This window comes from Actinomadura sp. HBU206391 (assembly GCF_014323665.1).
Lineage (GTDB): Bacteria > Actinomycetota > Actinomycetes > Streptosporangiales > Streptosporangiaceae > Actinomadura_C.
In genome coordinates, this window is the sequence record NZ_JABVEB010000031.1 from 1 (window position 1) to 25350 (window position 25350).

Here is a 25350-nt window from a genome sequence, read left to right on the forward strand (position 1 = left end):
GACCGCCCGGATCCAAGAACCAACGGCCCGCACCCCACCATGACGCCGGCAAAACGATCAAACGCGAGAAAACCCTCACCACCCACCTCGAACAGGCAGTTTAAAGATCAAGCTAAGTTGGGCGTCGCAGTGGAATGACCCGTGGCGGGAAAATCCCTGGAATCCGCCCAGCCTCGGATGGCCCCGGCCGCTTGACTGTTGCTTTTGGATCGTCCGGATCTCGGCCCGGCATTATGGTCATAATCGACCATGAGCCGAAGAATGCTGGCCACTGCCGGAGCGCTCGCTCTGCTTCTGGCCATCGGAATCGCAGTCTTCCTTCGCGAGGAGGCTGCCCAGCCGGCGGCCGCGGACGTCATGCCGGGCCCGCTCGCGGTGCCGCGGGGCGGTACCGATGCGGTTCCGACTGGGCCGCTGATCGACGATAAGGATCTTCCGCGCGAGTGTGGCGTCTCCAGGGCCACAGTGCGCGCGTTGTCCCCCCAAGCCGACGCGGAAGGTCAGCAGAAGGAACCTGCTTCCTCGGCTCACATGGAGTGCGAGTGGTACTCCCGCGACAGCCTCCTTTCGCGCGTACTCCAGGTCCGCATCTTCGCCTACCGGCCGCCGGTCGGCTCGGCGATGAGCCAGGCCATGGAGCACATCGCGGGGCGTCCGCTCGGCGACTCCGTCCCCACACCCAAGCCCGTCTCCGGGCTCGGCGAGGAAGCGAACCTGGTCTATCCCAATGACAAGGGCGCTGTCTATGAGGGGGCTCTGGTCCGCTTCCGGGTCTCCAACGCGGTGGTCGAAGCCCGCTTCGGCGGTTCAGATGATGGTGGCCCCAACGGGGACGCACCGCCGATCTCCCAGCAGGTGGCGGTCAAGGGTGCCTTCCGTGCCGCCGCGGAGACCGCGAAGGCCATGAAGACACAGGCGCGGCCGCGACTGGCACCTGCCGTCAAGACGGCCGCTCCACCCGCGGTCCGCCCGCCGTGCGCGCTGGTGTCCAAGCAGACCCTGGCCAAGGTCACCAAGGGCGCCGGCGGCGAAAAAATCACCCTGCCCGAACCCCTGACCCTCACGCCTGGGACCCACGAGTCCGATCCGCCACCGCCGCGCCAGACCTGCCAGTGGAGAGCCAGCACCCCACCCGATGACACCGGCGCGACGTACCGCCGCCAACTCCAGGTCACGACCTTCGCTTTCCCGAGCGTCGCGGCCGCTCAACGCAACTTCCTCATCAACCACTACGTTCTGCGCGACCAGTCGGGCGCAGACTTCCGCGTCCTGGCGAGCCTGGGCGACCAAGCGGTCGCAGGATTCGACAAGGACAACAAATTCGCTCTGGCGAGCTTCCAGCGCGGCCACGTCGTGGTCGCCGTTACCTACGCAGGAAATGACAAGCGCGTCCCGATCCCCAAAAACCAGGCGACCAACGCCGCCTACACCGCCGCCCTGGACGTGGCGGCCACACTCACGCCCTAGCCCGACCGCAGGCCGCCAACGAGCCCTGAACGCCGCGGTTGGGGGCCGAGGCGGCTAGGCGCGGTTCGCGGGTGCGGAGGCAGGCCTGCGCAAGCCCGTCCGTGCGAGTTCGACTCTCGCCTGCGTCTCCGCTGAAAGGTGTTCCGCTGCGGAGTTCGTACGCCTTGACACTTCTTTCGGAATGTGGGCGTAATGGCTGCCGCGTCGCGTGTCGCTGCCGGGAGGACGGACGGAGGCATGGAGGCGCCGAATCAAAGGGGATGACACCGTGGCCACTCACACTGCCGGTCGTGCCTGAGCACACCGCGCCCGCGCGTCGTCCCATGCCTCTTGCGGTGTCGTAGAACCCGCTTGCGTCGGCATGCCCGTGCGGGTTTCCCATGTCATCGACACCCGCCGCAAGGAGCCAGAACTCAGCATGCCCATGGACTTCAACCAGCAGATCATCGACGAATACCGCGCCAACAAGGGCCAGGTCGGCGGCCCCTTCGAAGGAGCCCGGCTGCTCCTGCTGACCACCGTGGGCGCCAGGACCGGCGCCGAACACACCACGCCGCTCGGCTGCCTGCCCGACGGCGACCGCATGCTCATCATCGCCTCGGCCGGCGGCGCGCCCCGGCCTCCGGCCTGGTATCACAACCTGCTCGCCAACCCGCAAGTCACCGTGGAGGACGGCGTCTGGACGTACCAGGCCAAGGCGGTCGTGCTCGAGGGCGAGGAACGCGAGCGCGTGTTCGCCCGCGCCGTCGAGGCGGACCCGGGTTGGGGCACGTACCAGGAACAATCGGGCCGCGTCCTGCCGGTGGTGGCGCTGATGCCGATCGAATTCCGGCCGCCCGCCGGCACTTTCGGCGACGCGCTGATCACCATGCACGACGGCTTCCGCCGCGAGCTGGCCCTCATCCGCGCGGAGGTGGCCCGGTCGGGACCCCGCGTGGTCGCGCAGCTGCGGGTCAACTGCCTGACCATGTGCCAGGGCCTGCACGGTCACCACTCGAAGGAGGACGCGTTCATGTTCCCGGACCTGGAGAGCCGCCATCCGGAACTGGCCGCGGTGATGGCACGGCTGCGGGCCGAGCACGAAGTGATCGCGCGGCTGCTTGACGAGCTCAAGACGCTGCTGGCGGTCGACGATGTCGCCCCTGAGACCCTGCTGAGCGAGGTGAACCGACTCACCCAGGAGCTGGAGGCCCACCTGGACTATGAGGAGGAGCAGCTCGTACCGCTGCTGAATGATCTTCCGGGGTAGAAGACCTGTGCGGCGGAAGTTGACCAATCTGTGTCAGATTCGGGCTCGATCTCTGGCTTGGGGTGTTTTAGGACTGTTAGCTTCCCGGCCATGACCGTCACGGATGACTTCATCAATGCGCTGCCCAAGGTCGAACTTCACGTTCATCTGGTAGGTTCCGCGTCCGTTCCCACCGTGCTGGAGCTCGCCCAGCGGCACACCGGCCACCACGTACCGACCAACGAGGCGGCCCTGCGGGATTTCTGCGAGTTCCGCGACTTCCCGCACTTCGCCGATGTCTACTTCGCGGTCAACGGCCTCGTACGGGAGCCGGAGGACGTCGCGACGCTGGTCACCGGCGTCGCCCGCGATCTGGCCGCGCAGAACGTCCGGTACGTCGAGCTGACGGTGACTCCGTTCTCACACGTGTCGGTCGGCATGACGATGCCGGCCGTGACGGAGGCGCTCGACCGGGCCGCCCGGGAGGTCGCCGACCGGATCGAGGTCGCGTACGTCTTCGACATCCCGGGCGAGTTCGGGGCCGCGGCCGCCCGCGCCACCGCCGACCATGCGCTGAACCACCCGCCCGAGAAGCTCGTCGGCTTCGGCATCGGCGGCATCGAACAGGACCGCCTCGGGCACGAGGAGGCGATCCGGGACGCGTTCCGCGCCGCGGTCGCGGCGGGCCTGCACAGCGTGCCGCACGCCGGGGAGATGACCGGCCCGGAGACGATCTGGGAGGCGATCCGGAATCTGAAGGCGGAGCGGATCGGGCACGGGATCAGCTGCCTGGACGACCCGGAGCTCGTCGCGTACCTACGGGAGACGCAGCTTCCGCTCGAGGTGTGCCCGACCTCCAACGTGTGCACCAAGCAGGTGGCGGACATCGCGGCGCACCCGCTCCCCCGCATGCTCGCCGAGGGCCTTTACGTGACGCTGAACAGCGACGACCCGCCGATGTTCGACACGACGCTGACGAACGAGTATCGCGTGGCGGCGCGCGACCTGGGTCTTGGCCGGAAGGACCTCGCCAACCTGGCTCGTAACGGCGTCCGCGCCTCGTTCCTGGACGCGGACCGCAAGCAGGCCATCCTCGCCGAGATCGACGCCATCGAGCCCACCTGACTCGCCGGCTCCCTAGCCCGTGTTTCCCGGCTCATGGCACGGGATCGCGGAGCCGGATCCTGATGGCCGGCGCCTGGCTTGGATCGGGGAGACTTACCGTGTACGGGTAGAGTGCGCCGGGAGGAAGATCCATGACCCTACGGGCCGACGCCGACGACCTGACCGAGCAGCCCCGTATTCCGCTGAGCCGGAGGCGGGTGCTACGCGCCGCCGTGGAGCTCGCCGACCGCGACGGCCTCGACTCGCTCACCATGCGCCGGCTCGCGCAGGAGGTCGGGGTCGAGGCGATGTCGCTGTACCACCACGTCGCCAACAAAGAGGCCGTCTTCGACGGCGTCGTCGAGGTGATCCTCGGGGAGATCATGGCGGCGGCGGACAAGGTCGAGGCTCCGCGCCCGGAAGAGGACTGGCAGGCGGCACTGCGCGCGCGGATCCTCGCCGCCCGAGAGGTCTTGCTGCGTCACCGCTGGGCCCCGCAGGTACTGGAAACCCGCACCAACACGAGCCCGTTCGTCATCGCTTACTACGACGACGTCATCGCCATCCTGCGGGCGGGCGGGTTCTCGTTCGATCTGGCCCACCGTGCGCTGCACGTCCTGGGCAGCCGCGCCGTCGGCTTCACTCAGGAATTGTTCCAGCCGGGCGGCGCCCAGACCGCGAATGCCGAGGCCGCCGCCATGATGGAGCAGATGGCCGACCGGTTCCCGAACATCGCCCGAATGCTGGCGGACGCCGTCCACGACGATCCGGATGGCACTCTGGGCTTCTGCGACGACCAGTTCGAGTTCGAGTTCGCGCTCGACCTGATCCTCGAAGGGCTGGAACGGCGCCGCGCCGCCGGTTCGTGACCCATTCCGAAGGCGACTGAGCGCGCCGGACGCGCCGTCACCCTTTGTCAGCGACCGAGTCTCTTTCTGCGATGGTTCTTGACTCCCTTACGCCGTACGATTACCTTACGTCGTATGACAGCCTTACGCCGTACGACGGCGCCGGGACCCTCTGTCACCCAGGTGAACACCACCGAAAGGAAGACGCCATGAAGGCCTGGAACTGGGACCGCTACGGCTCGCCCGACGTGCTGGCCCTCAGGGACGTCGACGAACCCGACATCGCCCGAGACGAAGTGCTGGTGCGGGTGCGGGCGGCCTCCGTCAACCCCTACGACTGGCGCCACCTGCGGGCCCACCCGAAGCTGGTACGGCTGAGCATCGGCCTGCGGCGGCCGAAACCGGGTCTGGTCCTCGGCGCCGACCTCGCCGGCGTCGTCGAACGGGTGGGCGACGACGTGACCGGGCTGCGTCCCGGCGACGAAGTCTTCGGGGAGGTCAAGCTGGGCTCATTCGCCGAGGCCGTCGCCGTCCCGCAGGAGAGGCTGGCCGTCAAGCCCAGCCGCCTCACCTTCGAACAGGCGGCGTCGGTGTCGATGGCCGCGCACACCGCACTGCAAGGGTTGCGGGACGTCGGGAGGATCTCCGCCGGGCAGCGGGTCCTCGTCAACGGAGCCTCCGGCGGCATCGGCACGTTCGCCGTCCAGCTCGCCAAGACGTTCGGAGCCGAGGTCACCGGTGTGTGCAGCACCCGCAACGTCGAGCTGGTTCGCTCGCTGGGCGCGGACGACGTCGTGGACTACACCCGCGAGGACTTCACCGAACGGGAGCGGCGATACGACCTGCTCATGGACATCGTGGGCGACCGGTCGCTGGCGGAGTTGCGGCGCCCCCTGACCTCCCGTGGGACGCTCGTGATCGTGGGCGGCATCGCCTCGCCCCGCGGCGGCCTGCTCGGCCCGGCGGGGCAGATGATCCGCGGGGCCCTGACCTCCCCCTTCGTCAGCCAGCGCATCGCCAGTGTCAGCTGGAAGCCCAACTCCACGGACCTGCGGTTCCTGGCCGAGCTCATGGACAAGGAAGAGCTCACCCCCGTCATCGACCGGACCTACCCGTTCGCCGAGCTCCCCGAGGCGCTCCGCCACATCGAGCGCGGCCACGCCCGCGGCAAAGTCGCCATCACCGTCTGATCACCTGCCGAGCCATGTCAGCCCTTGAGGTTCCTGCCGTACTTCTCGAACAGCTCGCGGACTCCGTCGACAGGCAGGGCCGGTCATCCGTCGAAGCGGCGTACCGGAACCGGGGTCAGGTTCTGGACGGCGGCGGCGATCTCATCGGCGCTGTGATCCAGAATCTGATCGGCCATCGCGAGGGGAGAACCGTAGTAGCGGTGATCCAGCCGGGCCCCCTTCGCCTTCACGCCCCCGATCCGCTCAAGCACCCCCTCCGGGTCGGCCAGGACGAAGGCGACCACCCGGTGGCGGGTCTTCGCGCGCACCGATGCGCGTTGTGGGAGTACGCGTACCTCGACGACCTCCCGCCAGTCCACATGCACGTCGAAGAAGGGGCTGGAGATCCCCTCCCGATCCAGCACCGCGGCCCTGCGGCCCGGCCGTATCCCCATGACCGCGAGGATCACGAAGTAGGCCGAGACGAGCGTCAGCAGGATCGCGGCGACGATCGCCGGGACGTAGAGGATCGGCCTTTTTCCGACCAGCGACACCGCGACCGCGGCGACCCATGGCACCGCCACTCCGGCGTACCAACGGACCAGGGTCTTGCCGTCATAGCCGACGATGAGGCTCTCGCCGACTCCCGCCTGTACGGGGTCCGCCCGGCCGATGGTCGATGTGACGGTCTCGCCGGCGAGCAGGCTCGGAGCGTTGGCGTTCTCCATCCGAATGAGCGCGAGCCGCAACCTCGTGACCCTGACCACGTCCCAGAGGAAGGCGACCGCACAACTCGCGAACACGAGCGCGGACAGCTGCGGCCAGCGCCGAACGGAGCCCGACACCACCAGCAACGTGGCGACGCCGCACGTAACGGGGGCGAACCACACCGACCGCAGTGAACGCAGCCACCATCGCCCGCCCAGATTCGTCCGTGCGTATCCGACCGCGACCGCGGCCACGCTCGGGTCGGGGTGAGCGGCCGCGCTTCGCAGCAGGTCCCGCCGGGTCCGGCGGTCGAGTCGCTTCCACGCGTCCACCGCGACAGCCCCGCTGGGGATGGGGGGTGACCACGATCCAGTCTCCACAGGTACATGTCTCCTTCGATGGCCGAGATCGAACCGGCCACATGCCGCGGAACACCGATCCCTGCGACTGGAGATCATAAAAGGGAGGAGTACCCGGCCGGGACCTGCACAAGGTCACCGTCATCCGGGCCGGTCTGCCCAAGGACTTGGACCATCGGCGACAAGCTACGCAGACTTCACACCAGAGCACATGTCCGGACAAATACGGTAATCTCGCCCTTCTCCGGCCCGGAGGCCGGCAAGTGAGGTCTGCCAGATGGTTGGTCCGTCACAGCCGGAAGGAATGTCTCAGCCGAGGTGGAACGACACTTGAAGGTCCGATCCCGCGTGATCTCAGCGGTCGCGCTGCTCATGGGCTTCTATCTGATCGGATTCGGGCTGCTCGGCCTAGTGATCGTGATCGATGCCCTCGTCCTGGCCATCCCCTGGTTCGATGCCGGCAAGGGCAAGTTCGTCGTCCTCAGCCTGATCTTCGTGTTCCCAACGGTGCGCGGCATGCTCGCACGGCGCGACCCCGAGGACCGCAAGCCGCCGGGCGTACCGATCACGGAGGGGGATGAGCCGGTCCTGTGGCAGCGGATCCGGGAGTTGGCCCACCACGTCGGAACCCGTCCGCCCGCGGAGATCAGGCTCATCTCCGACGTCAACGCCGCCGTACAGGAGAACGCGCGCTTCCTGGGCCTCATCCCCGGCAAGCGCAGGATGTACATCGGCGTGCCCCTGCTGATCGGCCTGACCCGCAGCGAGTTCGACGCGGTCATCGCGCACGAGCTCGGCCACTACGCCAACCACGACACCCGGATGGCCGGGCTGATCTACCGGGGCCGTCGCGGCGTGCTACGGACGGTCGAGCTGTACGGCAGGGCACGGGGCACCGACTCGGTGATGTTCCGCCTGTACAAGGCGTACGCGGAGCGGTACCTGCGGACCACACAGGCGATCAGCCGCGGCCAGGAACTCGCGGCCGACCTGGACGCCGTGCGGATCGCCGGGCGCGCGAACGCGGCCGCGGCGCTGCGCCAGATCCCGGCCCTGGACGCCGCCTTCGAGTTCTATATGAGCCGGTACGTCACCACGGGCTGGGATCTGGGGCTGCTGCCCTCCCCGAACGAGTTCTTCGTCGGGTTCGCCCGGATGCTCACCGCGCCCCCTCGGCAGGCCGAGCTCGATGCCATCCGGGCCGAGCCGCCGGAGCAGGAGGCCCATCCGTTCGACTCGCATCCGCCGATCCAGGAAAGGATCGCGATGATCGAGGCACTCCCCGATGACGGCCGCCCCCTCGACGATAAGAACGCACGAGCGACAATGCTGCTGCGCGACCCTCAGGCGGCCTTCACCGTGCTCGCCCGGTCGACGCTGGCCGACGAGGCGGCGCAGAAGCGGATCGTCGACTGGCCGACGCTCATGCACGAAGCGGGCAGGGCCCGGGCGGCCGAAGGGGCCCAGCCGCTCGTCGAGGCCGTCACCGCGGCCACCGGCCGCCCGGACGCTCTCGTCGCGCTGCTCGATCTCGTCGATCAGGGACGGCGCTCGGAGGTGACCGCCCGCCTCGCCCTGCCCGAGGAGGTGGCGCACACCACCGGCAGGGTCCGCGCCGAGCATCAGAAGACCCTGCTGTCGTGGATGCTCCGGCCGCTCACCGAACTGAACCTGGCCGAGCGGGGCGCGGCCCGATGGGCCATCGACTGGGCCGAAATCGACCGCTTCGAACTGCGCGCCGGCGCACCGGTCAGCCTCGATGACGCGCTCGATGCCGTACTGGCCCAATCCCCCGACAGCCGTGCGATGCGCGCGCTGCTGGGCGCCTAGGAAGGGAACATGGCAGAAACCCTGAACCGGCCGTCCGGTCAGAACATCGACTTCGCGGCGTACGGGATGGTGCCGACGGACCGGCTCACCACCGAGAATTCCGTCGTACTGCCCGAGGTGGTGAACGCTGCGTGTGAAGCGGCCTCCCAGGGCGCATGGCAGCCCGCCGCCGAGCTGCTCGCCAGGATCGGCCGACACTGGGAGCTGCGCTCTCTCTGCACGGGCCGGCTGGGGGAGGTCGCGGCCGAGGACGACCGCTTCGTCCGTGAGTGGCTCGCCAAGCGGCCGTACGACGCGGATGCCGCCGTGATCGACGCGGTCGGCCTGGTCGAGCTGGCCTGGGGGGTGCGCTCCTCGCTTCCGGCCTCGCACGTGACACGCCTGCAGTTCGAGGGCTTCGCCCGTGTGCTCGGGGAGGCCGAAAGGGCGAGCGACCGTGCCGCCGACATGGCTCCGAACGATCCGACCCCGCTCGTCAGCGTCCTTCAGGTCCACCTCGGGCTCGGGCACCCGCACGAGAGATTCCACGTCGCCTGGCGGCGGCTCGTCGAACGCGCACCGCACCACGAGGCGGCGCACGAGGTCGCTCTTCAATACTGGTGCGCGAAATGGCACGGCTCCCATGAGCTGATGTTCGAGTTCGCGAAGCGGGCCGCGGCCTCGGCACCGCGCGGATCACTGCTGGCCACACTCTGCCTGACGGCGATGTTCGAGTACGCATTCGGAACCGACGACTGGGAGATCTACCGGCGTGACTACGCGCATTGGGCGATCGACGGCGTGCTGGCCGCGCTCGAGACGGTCGACCCGGCGCATCCCCGGTTGCCGCGCGCCCGGCATCTGCTCGCCTACTCCCTGACGAGGGCCGAGCGACTCGTGGAGGCCTATCACCAGTTCACCCGGCTCGGGCCCGCCATCGGCAGCGTGCCATGGTCCTATGAGGCGGACCCGGTCAAGGCCTTCGACGCGCTGCGAGAGAAGGCGATCAACGGCTGGCTCCAGGCCGGCGGCACGGCCCGATCGGAGTGAGTCGCCGCTTCTCCGAAGCGACAAGCGCTTGGAGTACGCCCTGGCTGCGCTTGTCGCTGGGCCGCTCTCGAACAGGGGGCAAACCATCTCAGCGCGTCGATCACGGATCACCCCTGGGGCAGGCGCTCGCCCTGTACGGCCTGGATGTCCAGCTCGACGCGGAGCGTGGTGCCGATGGCCGCGATCCCGCCGGACAGGATCTGGTTGTAGGTGATCGAGAAGTCCGAGCGCCGCAACTCGGTCGTCGCGCGGAACGCGGCCCGGGTGCCGCCCCAGGGGTCGGGTCCTGTGCCCAGGTAGTGCAGGTCCAGCTCGACCGGACGTCGTACGTCCTTCAGGGAGAGCTCGCCGTGGACCGTCCAGCGGTCGGCGCCCGCCGAGGCGACGTGCGTGCCGGTGTAGGTGATGAGCGGGAACCGCTCGACGTCCAGGAAGTCCGCGCTGCGCAGGTGGTCATCGCGCATCGCGACGGCGGTGTCGACCGTGGCGGCCTTGATCTCGGCCGCCACGCGGGAGTGCTCGACGTGCTCGGCGACCTGGATGCTGCCGCCGAACTCGGTGAATCGCGCGTGGACGCTGGACAGACCCAGATGCCGTGCGGTCACGACGACGCTGGAGTGCGCCGGGTCGATCGTCCACGGTCCCGGAGGCGGCAGCTCGGCGCCGCCCTGGTGGGCCAGCATGACCGTACCGAGGTCCGCTGCCCCGGCCTGCCCGACCATCGCGGTGGAGACCGAAGGCATGTGGCCCACGGCCGTGACGATCGCCGTGTAGGCCCCTGCTGGCAGCGGCCGCGTGCGCGCCACGCCGTCGGCGTCCGCCGGCGCGCGGGCGATCTGCTCGCCGGTCATGTCGGTCACTGTGATCACCGCGTGGTGGATCGCCCAGCCGTTCTTGGTGACGACCCGTACGCGAAGTCCCCGCTCGTCCATAGCCGGTCCCGCTCCCCTCAGGCTTCATCCGGATGGCCGAGCGACAGGCCGAACCCGCTCTCGTCGGTCCCGTCGAGCGTGAGCGCGGTGGCGACCGGCGGATAGCCGCTCGCGACCAGGGTGTAGTGGCCCGGGTCGAGGTCGACGAAGGCGTACAGGCCGTCGGGCCCGGTGGTGGCCGTGGCGACGACGTCGCCCGTGGCGTTCACCAGGGTGACCCTGGCGTCGGCCAGCGGCAGGTTCGCCCGTCCGGCGCGGACGACGCCCTGCACCCGGGCACCGGGCTGCAACTCGACCTCATGCCGTGTGGTGCCCTGGCGGGTGACCTCGATCGGGAGTGCCGCCGGCCGGTGGCCGCGCGCGCTCACCGCGAGGACGAAGGAACCTGGGACGAGTTCGTTGAACGAGAATCCGCCGTCCTCACCCGTCCTGGCAGAGGTGACGACCTCACCGCGGACATCGGTCACCACCACCATGGCGCTCGCGACCGGGGCTCCGGTCGCCGCGCTGCGGACCACGCCCTCGACGCCGGAGCCGCCTGACAAGGTCAGGTCGTAGAACAGTGGCTCGTCGCCGGCCACGACGGCGGCCACCTGGGGCTCGTGCCCTTCGGACGCGGCGATCAGCATGTACGTCCCACCGCCGGGAGCGGTCAGCGCATAGGAACCGTCCCCTGCGGTGGTGGCCCGGCCGACCTGGTGACCGTGCGGGTCGATGAGAGTGAGCGCGGCACCGGCGATCGGGATGCTCTCGCCGCCTCGTACGTATCCGCTGATCCGGGTGCCCGAGCCGCCGTCACCGTCGCCGCCGATCGTCGCCATCGCCGCTCCGGGGGGCGGCGGAAATCCCCAGGTGTCCAGGTCGTCGTTCTCAGGGTTCTCGTACGGATCGATACGGGCGCCGACACCGGCGAGCCGCCGGGCCGGCACGCTCTCGGTCGACACCTCCGAGTCCATGGCGACCGGCGAGCCGACGACCGGCGAGTCGGTGACCGGCGAGTCGGTGACCGGCGAGCCCACGTCCGGCGGAACGACGACCGGCGAAGCGACGATCCGGCCGCGCCGCCTGGTATTGATCAGTCCGATGACGGTGAGTGCGGCCAGGACCAGCACGCCCGCGGCCCACCACAGTGCCACGGTGAAGCCGTGCACGAGGCCGGCCGCCGCGACCTGCGGCGATGGGAGGCCGTTCCCGTGCTCGACGACGTACGTCCTGGTCGCGGTGGCGGCGATGGTGTTGAGCAGCGCGGTGCCGATCGAGCCGCCGACCTGCTGCGAGGTGTTCACCATCGCCGACGCCACGCCCGCGTCGCGCGGGTCGACACCCGAGGTGGCGAGGTTCATCGCCGGCATGAACATCACGCCCAGCCCGAGGCCTAGCAGCACCATCGCCGGCAGCACCAGATGGGTGTAGGGGCTGTCGACCTCGAGCCGGGTGAGCAGCGCCGTACCTCCGGCGGCCACGAGCAGGCCGGGGGCCATGAGCGCCCGCGGCGGCACGCGGTTCACGAGCCGTGCGGAGATCTGTGTCGAACCGAAAATCAGGGCGACCGTCATCGGCAGGAAGGCCAGGCCGGTCCGAACGGGCGAGTAGAGCTTGATGGTCTGCAGGTAGTACGTCATGAACAGGAAGAGACCGAACATCCCGATCACTGCGAGACCGACCGCCAGGTAGGCACCGCCGCGGACGCGATCGACGACCACTCGCGGAGGCACCAGTGGAGCCCTGCTCATACTCTCGACGGCGACGAAGGCCACGAGGAGGACGCCCGCTGCCACGAACAGGCCCATCACCCCGCGCTCGCCCCAGCCCTCGGACTCGGCGCGGGTGAAGCCGTAGACCAGGGAGACCAGCCCCGCGGTGACCAGGACGGTGCCGGGGACGTCCAGGCGGGAGCGGTTACGGGAGGCGGGCTCTCTGATGAACACCAGGCCGCCGACGAGGCCGATGACGGCGATCGGCACGTTGACGTACAGCGCCCAGCGCCAGTTCAGGTACTCGGTCAGCACGCCGCCGAGGATCAGGCCGACGGCGCTGCCGCTTCCCGCGATCGCGCCGTAGATGCCGAACGCCTTCGCGCGGTCCTTCGGGGTGGTGAACGTCACCGCGAGCAGTGAGAGCGCGGCCGGGGCGAGCAACGCCCCGAACGCCCCTTGAAGAGCGCGGGCGGCGAAGAGCACACCCTCGGTCTGCGCCGCACCGCCGAGCGCCGAGGCCCCGGCGAAGCCGACCAGGCCGACGAGGAAGGTCCGCTTGCGTCCGATGAGGTCGCCGACCCTCCCGCCGAGCAGGAGCAGGCCACCGAAGGCGAGGGTGTAGGCGGTGATCATCCACTGGCGGTTGCCGTCGGAGATGTCCAGAGCCCTCTGGGCAGAGGGCATCGCGATGTTGACGATGGTCGCATCGAGGATGACCATCAGCTGGGCCAGGGCGATGAAGATCAGAGCGATCCAGCGCCGGGAAACGGGGGCGCCGGGCGCCGGTGCGGTCGTCGACATGAGGAACGTCCTCCGGTGTGGGGGGCGGCTCAGCACCTGGACGAACGAGCGGTCGGGCGGCACCTCCGCGGATTCGTCACAGGTGCAGGGGAGATCGGGGACTCCGCTGCTCCCGCGTGCGACGTGTGCATCACCTCCTCCAGCGCGGGATCACGATGTTGCCGAACGCACATGCTCCATCACTTAGAGTACGAATACCATCGGACACCACAAGAGCGCGGAAAGCTCGACTTGTCTCCTCGGCCGACAGTGGCCAGTAGGCGCGGTCGGCGGTGGCGCGGGACCGGGCTCGGGCCGTCGTCTTCGACGGCCTTCGCCCGAGGCCGCTGCCCTGACCGTGGCCGACTGGGCGACGCGTGCTCCTCGGTGGTCCGCCGAGGAGCACGCGCCCATGTGCGTTTGAGCACCCCCGCACGCTAAGACTCGAGGGCCAACGTAGCGAGGTGGCGGGCGATGCCGTTGGTGTCGGTGTCCTCGACGTTGCTGAGCACGACCACCGCGATGTCGTCGTCGGGCAGGTACATGTTGCTCGCTGCGTAGCCCTGGAGAAGACCTGGGTGGTATCGGAGTCGGTGCCCGTTGAGCCGGTCGACGAGCCAGCCGAAGGCGTACGCGCTCGACGGCAGGTTGAGACAGCCGTTGGGAGGGCACGGTGCCTGTGGCGTCCATGCCTCCTTGACGGTGGCGGGTGGCGCGACCAGGTATGCGCCCAATGACCGGTCCCAGCGGACGAGGTCGTCGACGGTGGAGTAGATGCCGGTCGCGGAGAATGCCTGGGAGCCGTTGATGGGCGGGGCCGGTGATCCGAGCGTGAGGTAGCCCTTCGCATAGCCCGGGGGCGGATTTCCCCTGCTGTAGCCGGTGTGCCGGAGGTTCAGCGGGCCGGTGATCTCTTCGTGCAGTACCGTGCCGTACGGCTTGTGCGTGACCGACTGGATGATCGCTCCGGCCAGGATGTAACCGGAGCTGCTGTACTTCCAACTGGTGCCGGGCTTGAAGTCCAGTGGCAAGTTCACGAACCGCTGGATGAGTTCCTGGGTCGTGGTCGGTTGCGAGAGCTTGGAAAAGAAGCCGGGCAGCCCCTGGATATCGGGGATGCCGGAGGTGTGCGTGAGGATCTCGCGGATCGTGATGGGCCGCCACGCCGTCGGGCAGGTCTTGATGTACACCGGGATGAGATACGGGCAGATCGGGTCGTCCAGGCGAAGCAACCCACGGTCGCGCAGCTTCAGCACGAGCATCGCGGTGAACTGCTTGGTGACCGAGGCGACCCGGAACACCGTGTCCGGCCGGTTGGGGATGTGGTTCTCCGCGTCGGCCTCGCCGGCGGCGAAACGCACCAGCACCTGCCCACGCCGTACGACCAGCACCGCGCCGGTGAACTTCCTGTTCGCGGCCAGATCCCGCAGGTACGACAGCATCGCCGCAGCGGACCGATCACCCGGCGGCGCCTCACCTCCACCTCTACCGCCCTCGCCACCGGCGGCATCCGCAGAAAAGGTGGTGCCGGGATCGGGTTCGGGCGCGTCACCGTCGCTCTCGTCGGAGTCGCCGATTCTGATTCGATTGGCGACGACGACCCGTTCCCGATGACGGTTCACATTTAAGTCGCGGCCGCTCTTTTCAGCTGTAGCCACTGCGGCTCCGGCCGGGGTAGGAGCGCCCACGCCGAGAGCGGCACCTCCAGCGAGAACCGAGCAGGACATGGCAATCGCCACACTCTTCCGAAATCCCATGGAGCTTACCACCTTGACAAAAAATGTGAACAAAAGGACCGGAATTGGATTTCTACTATAAAACAATTGCGCCGCGCGGCGATACCTTGCCGTATAACGAGCAATCCGTTAAGGCTCGCTGTCCCTGACTTTATGCCGCATGATCCACTACGTCTTCCCCGCGACCGACTCCGACGAAACTGCGGGATCTTAGACTTGGCGCCGAGTCGAAACTTTCGACGGAGGTACTTTAATAAGGCTGTTGAAGAACGACGTGACCTGCCGCGTCGTCACGGGGAAAGAGGGGGCGCCCCCGTCAGGTTCGCTCGAGTGCATGGCGGAGGTCGGCGGCCGTGGTGAACCCGATGGCCGGACGGTCCCGTAGCGCCTGGTCGAGGATCTCGGCGAGGCGCCGGGGGACGGCCGGGTTCCGTTCCCGGGCGGGGACCGGTGCGTCCTGCAACACGGCCTGCCAGGGGTCCTTGTCAGGGGGGAAGTCGCGGGGGAAGGCCCCGGTGACCATCCAGTACAGGCAGGCGGCGAGGGCCCACACGTCCACCTCGGGCTTGCTGTACTTGAAGTTGATGACCTGCTGCCTCGGCATGAAGTACGGCTTGCCCATCGCGCTGCCCGTGCGGGTGAGCCCGCTGAGACCGGCCTGGTCGAACGACTTGGCGAGCCCGAAGTCACTGACCTTCGCCACGGGTGCCTCGCCGGGCGGTCCGGGGTGCAGCAGGACGTTGTGCGGCGTCAGGTCGCGGTGCACGACGCCCTGCCGGTGCGCGTGACCGAGACCGTCGAGCACCTGGAACGCGATGGGCAGCGCCTCCTGGACGGTGAGGATGCGGCCGCGCCCGGTGACGAGGTCGTGGACGCTGCCACCGGCGCAGTATTCCAGGGTGAAGAAGAACGTCCGGCCGTCACTGCCGACGTCGTACAGCGAGGCGATGTGGGGGTGCCGCAGCTTCCGGCCGACCTCGGCCTCTCGCAGGAATCGCCCCCGCGCCCGGTCGTCCCCCGCCACCTTGGGCAGCATGGACTTGACCGCGATGGGGGTCCCGGTGACCCTGTGCCGGGCCAGGAAGACCGCGCCCGTTCCGCCTCGTCCGAGCTCGCGCTCCAGCCGGTAGTCGGCGAGCGTCGCGAGGGCCGGCTCGCCGGCCGCGGCCCGGTCGACCAGGCGCCGCATGACCTCGCCCGGGTCGGACGGTGCGTGCGCCGGGCCTGGGGCCTCCGGCTCGGGGGCGTCGATGTGCACGCGCAGCACGGTCGGGCCGAGCGCGATCTCGTCGCCGCCGCGGAGGTCGTGCTCGGGGAACTTCGAGTGGTCCGCCTCCCCGGGTGCCTGGCCTGCCTCCCGCTGCCCGATCTTGACGCCGTTGACGTACGTGCCGTTGAGGCTGCCGAAGTCGCGTACGCGGATGTCCGGCGGGTTGATGTCCAGCAGGCAGTGGTGCCGCGAGATGGTGCGGTGGTCACCGTCATCGGGAACCCGCGGGGAGCAGTCCGACGCGCGCCCCACGATGCAGGTGGAGCGTTCGTCGAAGACGAACCTCCGGCCTCGCAAGGCCCCCTCGGTCACCTCGAGCGTGACGGCCGCCTTCATCAGGTCTCGAGCACGAGCACCCAATCGATCTCCCAATCGGTCTCCCAGAACATGTAGGACGCGGTCGGCACCGCCGGATCATCCGGTGGTCGGTGGCGGCGGCCCCTGCCAGTCCTCCGCGAGGCGTTCCAGCTCGGCCCGTACGCCAGCGGCGGACAACCAGCCGTAACCGGCGTACTCGAGCCGGCGGATCAGGTCGTCGAAGTCCGCCTCCGACCAGGACGGCGTGCCGCGTCCGGACACGGCGAGGGTCATCTGCCGGGCGAGGAACTGCTCAAGGAAGGGCCGCGCGCCGTCGTCCCACTCGGCCGGGTCGTGGACCTGGAGTTCCCAGTCGAGCTCCCAGGTACGGACGGTCTCGTCCATGTCGGCCGACAGGGCGAAGCGGCCGTCGGCACTGAGGTCGACGCTGGTCATGCGGTTGGTGTGACCGGTGAGGGTGCGCAGGCATTCACCGGTGCCCAGGTCCCACAGCCGGAGGGCGGCATCGTCGCCGCCGGAGAGCGCGAAGCGCCCGTCAGCGCTCATGCTGAGCGCCTTCACATTGTCGACGGCGTCGGTGAGGGTCCGCAGGCATCGCCCGGTGGCGAGGTCCCACAGCCGGATCTCGGGGTCCGCTCCCCCGGACAGGACGAGCCGTCCGTCGGCACTGAGGCACACCGCGCGGAGCAACCTGGTGTGTCCGCTCAGCGGGGGCAACTGACGATCGCCCGCCAGGTCCCATACCTGAACCTTGTACTCCCCGTTCGCGATGAGCGCCAGACGTCCGTCTTCGCTCAGGGCGATGGAGTGCACGCCGTTGGCCCCCTCGACGGATCGCACGCAGCGGCCGGTCCGGGTGTCGTACAGCCGCACGGTGTGCTCCATCCGGCCTTGTGTCAGCGCCAGCCGGCCGTCGAGGCTCAGGCGGATCTCGCTGAGGCCGCGCGGGCCCTCGAACGTGCGCAGGCAACGGCCTTCCGCGACGTCCCAGAACCGGAGGTCGCCGTTGCAGTGGCCGATGAGCGCGAACCGGCCGCTGCCGCTCAGCGCGGCCGCGTCGACCCCGTCGTGCCCGTCGAACGTGCGCAGGCAACGACCGGTCTCGACCTCCCAGAGCCGCGCGGTCTCGTCCCAGCTCTGGCTGATGGCGAGCGTCCCGTCGGCGCTCGCGTTCACGTGCTTGACCCACTCGGCGTGCCCGTCAAGGGTTCGTGACGCCCAGGCGGCCCTGAGTCCCGCCCGTACGCAGGACCGCGCGAGCGTACGCCACACCGGCAGCACCCGGGGCGCCCGCTCATGCCCCGGGAGCTCCCTGGCCGTCGTCAGCAGGTCGAGCGCCTCCCGTGGACGCCCCTCGGCGACGGCCCGCTCGGCCTCGTCGGCCAGTGACTCCACCCGCGCGTCGAGGTCGGAGAGTTCAGCGGTGGGACGCGGGCGGCACGGCATGAGCGAACACCAGTACCGATCGGGATCGGGCAGTTCCCACAACCGGACGCTTCCTTCGCCCCCGCCCGACAGCGCCAGCCCTCCGTCGGCCGTCATGCACACCGAGGCTACGTGGCTGGTGTGGCCTTCGAAGGAGCGCAGGCAGCGGCCGGTCTCGACGTCCCAGAGCCGTACGAACCGATCCCAGCCCGCCGACACCGCCCGGCGGCCGTCGCCGGTGACCCAGACGGCCAGCACCTCGGCGGTGTGCCCCTCGAAGGTCCGCTCGCACTCGCCCGTCTCGACGTTCCACAGCCGGACGGTACGGTCTTGTCCGCCGGAGAGGGCCCAGCGGCCGTCGGGGGTCAGATGGACCGCGGACACGCTGTCCGTGTGCCCCTCGAAGATGCGCAGGCACCGGCCGGTCTCGGTGTCCCACAGGCGTGGCTCAGCGCTGCCCCCGCTGCCGGAGAGCCCCAGGCGGCCGTCGGCGCTCAGGCACACCGGGTGCTTGACGATCGCGTTTCGCGCGTACCGGGTCTCGGAAGGCCCGGCAACGATGCGGTCGCCGACACCCGGCCGCCACTCCCGTACGGTGCCGTCGTTGCTGCCGAACAGGGCGAGGGCCCCGTCGGCCCGCAGGCACGCGGATTCGACGCTGGCGTCATGGACGTGGGCGCTGAGGCAATGTCCGGTCCGCAGGTCCCACAGCCGCAGGGTGTCGTGCCAGCCGTTCCCCACGATCTCCTGTCCCGTGGTCAGCAGTTTCGTCCCGTCCAGGCTCAGGCTGACCACCTTCACCCCGCCGCCGTGCGCCTGGAACGCGGCCAGGCCGCGGCCGTCCACAAGGTCCAGGAGCCGCACCGTGCCGTCGCCGTCGCCGGTGACCGCGATATGACCATCGGCGCTCAGACAGGCCGTCGCCCAGGACGGATGTTCCACGGCGCGCAGGAGGCCGCCGCCGCTGATCCGGCCGGAACGCGCGAGGTCGACGGCCGCCTGGATCTCCTCGTTCCCGGGCTCCCGACGACCCGCCTCCTCCAGCAGGGCTGCGGCCGTGGCGAGGTCGCCGCGCTCCAAATGGACGTTCGCGAGCAGGTGCCCGGCCCGGGCGGACTCGCCCGTGCTGGCGTACACGGCTCCGAGGTCGCGCACGAGCCTTTCGTCGGTGATCCGGCCCGCGCGCCAGTGCAGGATGCCGGCGTTGTACGTGGCTTCGGGATGCTGAGGGTCGACCGCCCGCGCCTCCTGGAAGGCCGCATCCGATTCCTCACGCCGGCCGAGGTCGAGCAGGGACAGGGCACGGTTGTTCAGCTCATCCGCCCGCAGCCGCGCCGCGACGGGCTCCGGCCGGGGGTACGGCCGGCCGGTCTCGTCCGCATGGATCCGGCGCAGTACGGCGGCCACCTCGGACATCGAGCCAGGGCGTTCGGCCGGGTCATCGCGCAGACAACGGGCGAGCAGGGCGGCGACGGCCGCCGGCATGCCCATCCGGGCGAGCTCGCCCCGTTCGCGCAGGTCGGCGAGGGCCGCGCCCGCCACGGGCCCGGCCATCCAGCTCACCTCGCCGGTGAACATCTCCAGCACGGTGACGGCGAAGCTCCAGATGTCGGTGGCCCTACCGAGATCCGCGCCCGCCATCTGTTCCGGCGAGGCATAGGCCGGTGTCATCCCGCCGGTGCTCACCAGGACGCTCGCTCCGGCCACCGAGCCGGCGCCGGAGGACATGGGGCGCGCCCGGGCGAGCCCGAAGTCGGTGACCTTGGCGGTGCCGGCCGCGTCGAGCAGGACGTTGGCCGGCTTGACGTCCTGGTGGACCAGGCCCTGGTCATGCGAATGCCGCAAGCCCCAGGCGATCTGAATCGCCACGTCGAGGACGCGCGCCAGGTCCTGTTGCCCACGGCGGTGGTGAAAACGGCGCTCATCGATCCAGTCGCGCAGGCTTCCGCCGTCCATGTACTCGGCGAACACCCGCGGGATCCCGCCGAGGGTGCGCACGTAGTAACAGCTGCACACGTGCGGATGCAGGCCCAGCGAAACCCAGGTCTCGGCCTCGGTGACGAACCTTTCCCGATCCGCGTCACCGCGGAACAGTTCAGGGCGCGGGCTCTTGACCGCAAGCTCGGTGTTCCAGGCGAGGTGGCGGACTCGGTAGACCACGCCCATGCCGCCCTGCTCATGGACGTCCAGCACCTCGTACAAGCCCATGACCCGGTCGCCAACGGCCCAGGTGGCGGTGACCTCCGACTCCGCCTGGCGGGGCGTTCCGGCGAGCAGGCTCTCGACCGCGTGCCGGTCGGTTCGGGCCACCTCCGCTCGCCGCGATGGCGACGCCTCCGGCGCCTCCGACGAATGGCCGTGCCTGCGGCTCCTCCGAAGCCACCGCCGCTTGCTCATCGGCTCACCCGCGTTCGATCGTGATCGCCTCAGCGCCATCACGATAACCACCCGCCAGAGCCCGGCACAGCCGGTCGCCGGCCGACCGGCCGCTTCGCCGCATCGGCCCCGTCCACCACCTGGCCGTGCTTACGAGTGAATACGGGAAGCCGGGTCTTCGAGGCCGAGATAGGCGCGGAACATCGGATGGACCTGGAAGCGCTGGACTGCGGCGAGATTGAGGTGCTGGACCTGATGCGCGCCGAAGAACGCGCCGTTGCCCGTGCGGTGGGCGACCTCGTCACCGATGGGCTGCGCCGTGAGGAATCCGACCTGCCACAGAATCTCGATGAGAGCGTCCGGCTCGCAGTAGGTGAGCCATGAATGACTGTTGCGGGTCGGGATCTCGCCGGTCGCCAGTGCGAGGCAGAGCAGTTCGAGGTCGTCCCTGGCGAAGGTATGACTTCGCCCGCGGAACACGTCGAAGACGCTCATCAGTCCGGGATATTGGTACCGGTATTCAGCGGCGATGTCCTTGGCCCGCTCGGCGGAGTAACCGTGTTCGGCCCTGGTGATGGAGGCGAAGGGCAGCGGAAGACCCGAGGCGCGGCCCCGGGCGGTTTCCAGCACCTCCGTGCAGAACTGGATGATCTCCCGTGGCCGGTACAACGTTCTCTCCATCATGTATCCGAACGAGCTCTCCCCGAACCGGTCGGAATCCCCGGCGAAGACGGCGGACCAGCAGGCACGGTCAGGAATCCGCCGCAGCATCTCGCTGTCGTACCCCCTCTCCTGGGCCGAATAGCGGATCCTCTTCGCGATGAGCTCGAGCAGCGACTCCTCTGACCAGTGGATCCTCTCCAGGAGGTCGCGATGTTTCTGTGCGTCTTCGTACAGCGCCGGGATGTCGTCGTACAGCTCCTGCCGGAGCGAGACGTAGACCCGTAGATTCCGGTGCAGGCCGTTGATGGACACGCAGGCCTGGAAGAGCCCGGAGACGAAGGCCTGGGCGTCCTCCGACGAGTCCCACCCGCGATCGAGTTCGTCGACGAAGACGACGACGCGCCGCCGTTCCAGCACGTTCCTGAGCGAGGGGAGCAGATTGTGGATCTCTTCCAGTTTGTACAGCCTGTCCAGCTCGCGTGTCCTCACCCCCGCCTCCAGTGGGCCGATCTTTATGCCCTCGAGCCTCTTCAGATAGGAGATCAGGAGAGAGATGGAGCCCAGCTGGCTGGTGGCGTGATTGTCCCGGATGTATCGGTGAATATCGGCCCCACCGTTCTTGGTAAGACGCATTCCCTTTCTCGCGATCTCCTTCATGACCAGCACGTAGATCAGATATTTCCACGCCGCCGCATATGCTCCGTGTTTCGCCCAGGAGCCCGCGCGCTCGGCCGCCAATGCTGAGCTGAGCAGCTCGTACGAATAGTCGTCGGGAGAAAGCTCGATGACGTTGCTTCCCGCGATCCGCTCTCTTTTGGCGATCACCTGAAAGATGGCGCTCTTGCCGGCTCCCCGATTCCCCAAGACGATGGTCTTCGCGCCGGAATGCACGCGCTGATAGGCCGCGGACTCGACGAAACACTTCTCCAGGCCACGTCCTATGTCCCGTTCGGCTGAAGGAGTTCCGAAGTCAAGGTGGTCGAGGATCCTCGGCGACAGGGCCAGGCGGGTCATGTGTCCCCCATGCGATCGGCATCGCAACGAGTCTCGCTCCCGATCAGGACGCCATCAAGGCCACGACTCCCTGACCGGAGACGATCCGTTGGCGATGTCACCGCCTTCGTTGAGTTGCGGCGTGTCGTTGGTGTGCGCTCGGCGACACCAACGACACGCCGCAAGTCAACGCGGCCGCGCTTACGGCACCAGCAGCCACCGGCCCCGCTGGCCACCGCCGGCGACCTTGTCGTACGCAGTCGCGGCCTCGGCCAGCGGCACCCGGCCGGCCACCCGCAGCTCCAGGACGCCGGAGGCGGCGAGGGCGAGCAGGCCGGCGAGCCGCGCGCCGTCGGGCTCGACGTTCACGATGCCGATCTCGATGCCCCGCTCGGACGTCGCGGGAGACGACGAGGTCACGCCGACGAACGTCCCGCCGTCGCGGATCGCGACGAGGGCCGCCGCGTGCAGGACCGCGCCGTCGACGACGGCGTCGAACGACGGGCCAGGCAGCTCCGTGACGAGCTCACGAGCCCCGGCTCTCAGCACGAAGTCGCGGTCGGATTCGCGCGCCAGTCCGGTGACGGTCCAGCCGGCGTGGGCGGCCAGCGCGACGGCGTACCCGCCCACGGCGCCGGCGGCGCCGGTGACCAGCAGGGTCCGCCCGTCGGCAGGGCCGAGCCGGTCCACCAACTGCGCTGCGGTCGAGGCGTTGAGCGGGAGGGAGGCCGCGTCGACCGGATCGACGCCGCCCGGGAGCAGCGCGGCGGCCATCGCCGGCACGACGGTCTCCTCGGCATGCGCGCGGACCGGGGCCGTGAAGTCGCGGTGTACGGCGGCGACCGGGTCGCCGACCGAGAAGCCGGTGACCTCGGCACCGGTCTCGGTGACGACGCCGGTGAGGGACCAGCCGAGGCCGACCGTGCCGGTGAGTCCGAAGATCGTCCGGGCCGGTCCGCCGGCGAAGAGGGTGTCGACGGGATCGACCGATGCCGCCGTGACACGGACCCGCAGGTCGCCAGGCCCCAGCGGGGGCAGGGTCACCTCCTCGAAGGTGAGCGCGGAGGCGTCGGGCTTGGACACGAATGCGAGCGTCATGATGGCTCTCCTTACGATGGGTGGACGGCACAACCATCGGTGACTTACTCTCTTTTGGGAAGTAGGCACTTTGAAGTGGTGTAAGCACCCGGAGGTAAGCCATGGACGTGACCACTGCTGACGCGCCGGCGGCGCGGTTCGATGCGTTCGCCGCCTCCTGCCCCAGCCGGCGGCTGCTCGACACGATCGGCAACAAGTGGGCGAGCCTCGCGATCGTGGCACTGGGCCTGGAGGGTCGGATGCGTTATTCCGAACTCTCCGCCCGGATCGCCGGGGTGAGCCAGAAGATGCTGACCCAGACCTTGCGGGCTCTCGAGCGAGACGGGCTGCTGACCCGCACGGTGACCCCGTCGGTGCCCGTCCGCGTCGACTACGAGCTCACGCCACTGGGCCTTTCCCTGCTGGACACGATGCGCCACCTCAAGGAGTGGGCCGAGGCGCACATGCCCGAGGTGGACAGGGCGCGCGAGGAGTACGACCGGAAAGCGCCTGACCGTGCGCCGCAGGTGCCGTAGGAAAAGCGTGCGGTAGGAAGCCGGGGGCTGTCCGCTTCGCCCGTGGCGCCCGGTCAGCTCAGGAGCTTGTCGAGGGTGATCGGCAGGTCGCGCACGCGGATGCCGGTGGCGTGGTGGACGAGCCGATCGCACCCCGCGACAAGTCCCGCCCACCGGCACGCAGCTCATCCAGAATCCCTCGATGCAGCCTGGCCGACAAAGCGCCCGGCACGCCAGGCGACGAGACACCACCGCGAACAACTGCATGATCACGGCAGGGGTTCCTCTGCGGCGATCATGCACTTAGAGGTCGGTGACCTCATCGAGGTCGTCCGTCGGGAGACTGGCGGAGCTGCTACGCCGTGACAGTGCCGCGAGCGCGAGCCTCTGGGGTTCGAGGCAAAGAGCGAAGACGGCCAACTCCTCACCCTTCTCTTCACTACCTGGTGAAACTTCCTCTTCTCGGCTACGAGCCGCCCGCACTTGACCGGAACGATGACGAGGCCTGGCCCTGAACAGCGAGCGCGCAGACCTCCTGCTCAGGAGCCGCTCGGATCTTCCTCCTGAAACAGTCGTGCGAAGCGGCGGAGCCGCTGGTCCCCCCTTCGCGGATGACCGCCGCATATTCGGCGGTCTGTCGTCTCATCGCGCTGTCGCCGGACGGGCCGGCGATCCCGCGCAGCCGCTCGGCCGCGCGCCTGTCCGACTCGTCACCCCGGTCAACGCCTCGGCAAGGTGCATCCGCATCAGACGACCGTCGTGCCGGTAGTAGCCGGGCGGAGGGCGGCCGCCAACCGTCCGGCAGACCAGCATGAACGCCGTCTCCTCCCGCCAGTCCAATTCCAGTTCCAGGGTGATCTCCGGCCGGACATAGGCGAGTACCGTCTGCGTGCCGCGCTCGTCCAGCCCGTCCATCCCGCCCTGCGCGAGGAAGGCGAGTTCTCGCTGGGCGAATTCCACAAGCTCGGCGGGGGTCACAGATGCGGCCGACATGGGTGTGCACGGCCGTTCTCCGTCTCCCACTCGGCTATCGCATGACTTCTACCGGCCGGGCTGGGCGCCATGAAGCGCCAATATTCTAGTATTACTTCGTGCGCGTCATCGAGAGAATACGAACCGCTCCAGTCCGAGTAGATATCCTGCTGAGAGAACTCTGCCGGCCTTATGAGCACGCCCCACGAGTTTCCCTGCCATGACTCCTGTTTTGATGTACCGTTCCGCACATCCTCGATCCAGGCGAGCAGGTTGAGGCACCAGGGCTCCACGTTTTGGACGTCGCTGGTCAGCAATGAGCCTATCGGCCCATAATTTTCGTCCTCAGCTTTGAACCAAGGTATGTTGCGTTCGTCCAAGCTGAACGTTATTCTGTCGGTCATTTTCCACACCCCTCATGGCTGAAATGTGACGTCGGCAACCGCACGATAACGTGGCCTCTTGCGCGCGATCAAGACATTCCGCGCACTCCGATGGAGACCGGGCCGTAAGACCGGATTCCGGTCGGCGATCTTCGCGGATTTGAGCCGGTCATAGGCCCGAGCCCGCTGGCTGAGGTGGTCGGAAGGCTTGCGGCCGCTTGAGGCCGTTTCCTGTACGGCCCTGTCCGGCCGCGGTACGGGCCGTCTAACGTGATCTACATGACCCAAGGGATAGCTTCAGTAGGTGTCCCCATCATCGTCGCCTTCATTACCGCAGGAATAACAGCTATTGCGGCCTCCCGAGCACAGGGGAGCCGGCTACGTGCCGAACTGCGTACTGAGTTCATGGCCGAGGAAGCAATCCGCCAGCTCCTACAGCACGAGAATTGGAAATCGTGATGACCTTTGATG

At 68.7% G+C, this 25350-nt stretch carries 17 protein-coding genes and 1 tRNA gene; 9 read left to right on the plus strand and 9 right to left on the minus strand.

Annotated elements, in window-relative coordinates:
• Nucleotides 1–531 precede the first annotated feature (531 nt).
• The 6 genes from HKK72_RS13320 (at nucleotide 532) to HKK72_RS13345 (ending at nucleotide 5837) form a co-directional block, all read left to right on the plus strand.
• A complete protein-coding gene (locus tag HKK72_RS13320; protein ID WP_187234649.1) occupies nucleotides 532–1467 on the plus strand; it encodes a hypothetical protein in 936 nt (311 codons plus the stop codon).
• A gap of 57 nt (nucleotides 1468–1524) precedes the next feature.
• Nucleotides 1525–1595 (plus strand) — tRNA-OTHER (locus HKK72_RS13325).
• Between the two features lie 233 nt (nucleotides 1596–1828).
• Nucleotides 1829–2716 carry a nitroreductase/quinone reductase family protein gene (locus HKK72_RS13330; RefSeq protein WP_315987225.1) on the plus strand — a complete coding sequence of 296 codons (888 nt, stop codon included), beginning with the start codon at nucleotides 1829–1831 and terminating at the stop codon, nucleotides 2714–2716.
• A 90-nt stretch (nucleotides 2717–2806) separates the two neighbouring features.
• A complete protein-coding gene (gene add / locus HKK72_RS13335; RefSeq protein ID WP_187234650.1) occupies nucleotides 2807–3820 on the plus strand; it encodes an adenosine deaminase in 1014 nt (337 codons plus the stop codon).
• A 131-nt stretch (nucleotides 3821–3951) separates the two neighbouring features.
• Entirely contained in the window at nucleotides 3952–4668 is a 717-nt protein-coding gene (locus tag HKK72_RS13340; protein WP_187234651.1) for a TetR/AcrR family transcriptional regulator C-terminal domain-containing protein, read from the plus strand.
• 188 nt (nucleotides 4669–4856) lie between these two features.
• The gene (locus HKK72_RS13345) at nucleotides 4857–5837 is read left to right on the plus strand and encodes an NAD(P)-dependent alcohol dehydrogenase (protein ID WP_187234652.1); all 981 of its coding nucleotides are present in this window, start codon (nucleotides 4857–4859) and stop codon (nucleotides 5835–5837) included.
• Nucleotides 5838–5920: 83 nt separating this feature from the next.
• On the opposite strand, the gene HKK72_RS13350 is transcribed toward HKK72_RS13345, so the two are convergent.
• A complete protein-coding gene (locus tag HKK72_RS13350; RefSeq protein ID WP_187234653.1) occupies nucleotides 5921–6904 on the minus strand; it encodes a hypothetical protein in 984 nt (327 codons plus the stop codon).
• Nucleotides 6905–7231: 327 nt separating this feature from the next.
• Between HKK72_RS13350 and HKK72_RS13355 the strand changes: the two genes are divergently transcribed.
• Together HKK72_RS13355 and HKK72_RS13360 are read left to right on the plus strand one after the other, a co-directional pair.
• Nucleotides 7232–8713: a M48 family metallopeptidase gene (locus tag HKK72_RS13355; RefSeq protein ID WP_187234654.1), complete on the plus strand. Its 1482-nt coding sequence runs from the start codon at nucleotides 7232–7234 to the stop codon at nucleotides 8711–8713.
• A 9-nt stretch (nucleotides 8714–8722) separates the two neighbouring features.
• Nucleotides 8723–9742, plus strand: coding sequence for a hypothetical protein (locus tag HKK72_RS13360; protein ID WP_187234655.1), 1020 nt, complete (start codon nucleotides 8723–8725; stop codon nucleotides 9740–9742).
• Between the two features lie 107 nt (nucleotides 9743–9849).
• On the opposite strand, the gene HKK72_RS13365 is transcribed toward HKK72_RS13360, so the two are convergent.
• The 7 genes from HKK72_RS13365 to HKK72_RS13395 all read right to left on the minus strand — a co-directional run bounded on the left by HKK72_RS13365 (nucleotide 9850) and on the right by HKK72_RS13395 (nucleotide 23030).
• Nucleotides 9850–10674: a YceI family protein gene (locus HKK72_RS13365; RefSeq protein WP_187234656.1), complete on the minus strand. Its 825-nt coding sequence runs from the start codon at nucleotides 10672–10674 to the stop codon at nucleotides 9850–9852.
• 17 nt (nucleotides 10675–10691) lie between these two features.
• The gene (locus HKK72_RS13370) at nucleotides 10692–13172 is read right to left on the minus strand and encodes an MFS transporter (RefSeq protein ID WP_187234657.1); all 2481 of its coding nucleotides are present in this window, start codon (nucleotides 13170–13172) and stop codon (nucleotides 10692–10694) included.
• Nucleotides 13173–13588: 416 nt separating this feature from the next.
• Nucleotides 13589–14593: a serine hydrolase domain-containing protein gene (locus HKK72_RS13375; protein ID WP_187234658.1), complete on the minus strand. Its 1005-nt coding sequence runs from the start codon at nucleotides 14591–14593 to the stop codon at nucleotides 13589–13591.
• A 610-nt stretch (nucleotides 14594–15203) separates the two neighbouring features.
• Nucleotides 15204–16517, minus strand: coding sequence for a serine/threonine-protein kinase (locus HKK72_RS13380; RefSeq protein WP_261986783.1), 1314 nt, complete (start codon nucleotides 16515–16517; stop codon nucleotides 15204–15206).
• A 54-nt stretch (nucleotides 16518–16571) separates the two neighbouring features.
• Nucleotides 16572–20210, minus strand: coding sequence for a protein kinase domain-containing protein (locus HKK72_RS13385; RefSeq protein WP_187234659.1), 3639 nt, complete (start codon nucleotides 20208–20210; stop codon nucleotides 16572–16574).
• 216 nt (nucleotides 20211–20426) lie between these two features.
• Nucleotides 20427–21953, minus strand: coding sequence for a P-loop ATPase, Sll1717 family (locus HKK72_RS13390; RefSeq protein WP_222720658.1), 1527 nt, complete (start codon nucleotides 21951–21953; stop codon nucleotides 20427–20429).
• 180 nt (nucleotides 21954–22133) lie between these two features.
• Entirely contained in the window at nucleotides 22134–23030 is an 897-nt protein-coding gene (locus HKK72_RS13395) for a zinc-binding dehydrogenase (RefSeq protein WP_187234660.1), read from the minus strand.
• 101 nt (nucleotides 23031–23131) lie between these two features.
• On the opposite strand from HKK72_RS13395, the gene HKK72_RS13400 reads away from it, so the two are divergent.
• Nucleotides 23132–23545: a winged helix-turn-helix transcriptional regulator gene (locus HKK72_RS13400; protein WP_187234661.1), complete on the plus strand. Its 414-nt coding sequence runs from the start codon at nucleotides 23132–23134 to the stop codon at nucleotides 23543–23545.
• Between the two features lie 621 nt (nucleotides 23546–24166).
• Here the strand turns inward: HKK72_RS13400 and HKK72_RS13405 are convergent.
• Nucleotides 24167–24517, minus strand: a complete 351-nt coding sequence (locus tag HKK72_RS13405) for a hypothetical protein (RefSeq protein WP_187234662.1) — start codon at nucleotides 24515–24517, stop codon at nucleotides 24167–24169.
• Between the last annotated feature and the right edge of the window lie 833 nt (nucleotides 24518–25350).

What these genes read in the sequence shown, in the direction of transcription:
- HKK72_RS13320 (WP_187234649.1), top strand. Translation starts at nt 532, where the DNA reads ATGGAGTGCGAGTGGTACTCCCGCGACAGCCTCCTTTCGCGCGTACTC.
- HKK72_RS13330 (WP_315987225.1), top strand. Translation starts at nt 1,829, where the DNA reads ATGCCCGTGCGGGTTTCCCATGTCATCGACACCCGCCGCAAGGAGCCA.
- add (WP_187234650.1), top strand. Translation starts at nt 2,807, where the DNA reads ATGACCGTCACGGATGACTTCATCAATGCGCTGCCCAAGGTCGAACTT.
- HKK72_RS13340 (WP_187234651.1), top strand. Translation starts at nt 3,952, where the DNA reads ATGACCCTACGGGCCGACGCCGACGACCTGACCGAGCAGCCCCGTATT.
- HKK72_RS13345 (WP_187234652.1), top strand. Translation starts at nt 4,857, where the DNA reads ATGAAGGCCTGGAACTGGGACCGCTACGGCTCGCCCGACGTGCTGGCC.
- HKK72_RS13360 (WP_187234655.1), top strand. Translation starts at nt 8,723, where the DNA reads ATGGCAGAAACCCTGAACCGGCCGTCCGGTCAGAACATCGACTTCGCG.
- HKK72_RS13365 (WP_187234656.1), bottom strand. Translation starts at nt 10,674, where the DNA reads ATGGACGAGCGGGGACTTCGCGTACGGGTCGTCACCAAGAACGGCTGG.
- HKK72_RS13370 (WP_187234657.1), bottom strand. Translation starts at nt 13,172, where the DNA reads ATGTCGACGACCGCACCGGCGCCCGGCGCCCCCGTTTCCCGGCGCTGG.
- HKK72_RS13375 (WP_187234658.1), bottom strand. Translation starts at nt 14,593, where the DNA reads ATGCTGTCGTACCTGCGGGATCTGGCCGCGAACAGGAAGTTCACCGGC.
- HKK72_RS13390 (WP_222720658.1), bottom strand. Translation starts at nt 21,953, where the DNA reads ATGACCCGCCTGGCCCTGTCGCCGAGGATCCTCGACCACCTTGACTTC.
- HKK72_RS13395 (WP_187234660.1), bottom strand. Translation starts at nt 23,030, where the DNA reads ATGACGCTCGCATTCGTGTCCAAGCCCGACGCCTCCGCGCTCACCTTC.
- HKK72_RS13400 (WP_187234661.1), top strand. Translation starts at nt 23,132, where the DNA reads ATGGACGTGACCACTGCTGACGCGCCGGCGGCGCGGTTCGATGCGTTC.
- HKK72_RS13405 (WP_187234662.1), bottom strand. Translation starts at nt 24,517, where the DNA reads ATGTCGGCCGCATCTGTGACCCCCGCCGAGCTTGTGGAATTCGCCCAG.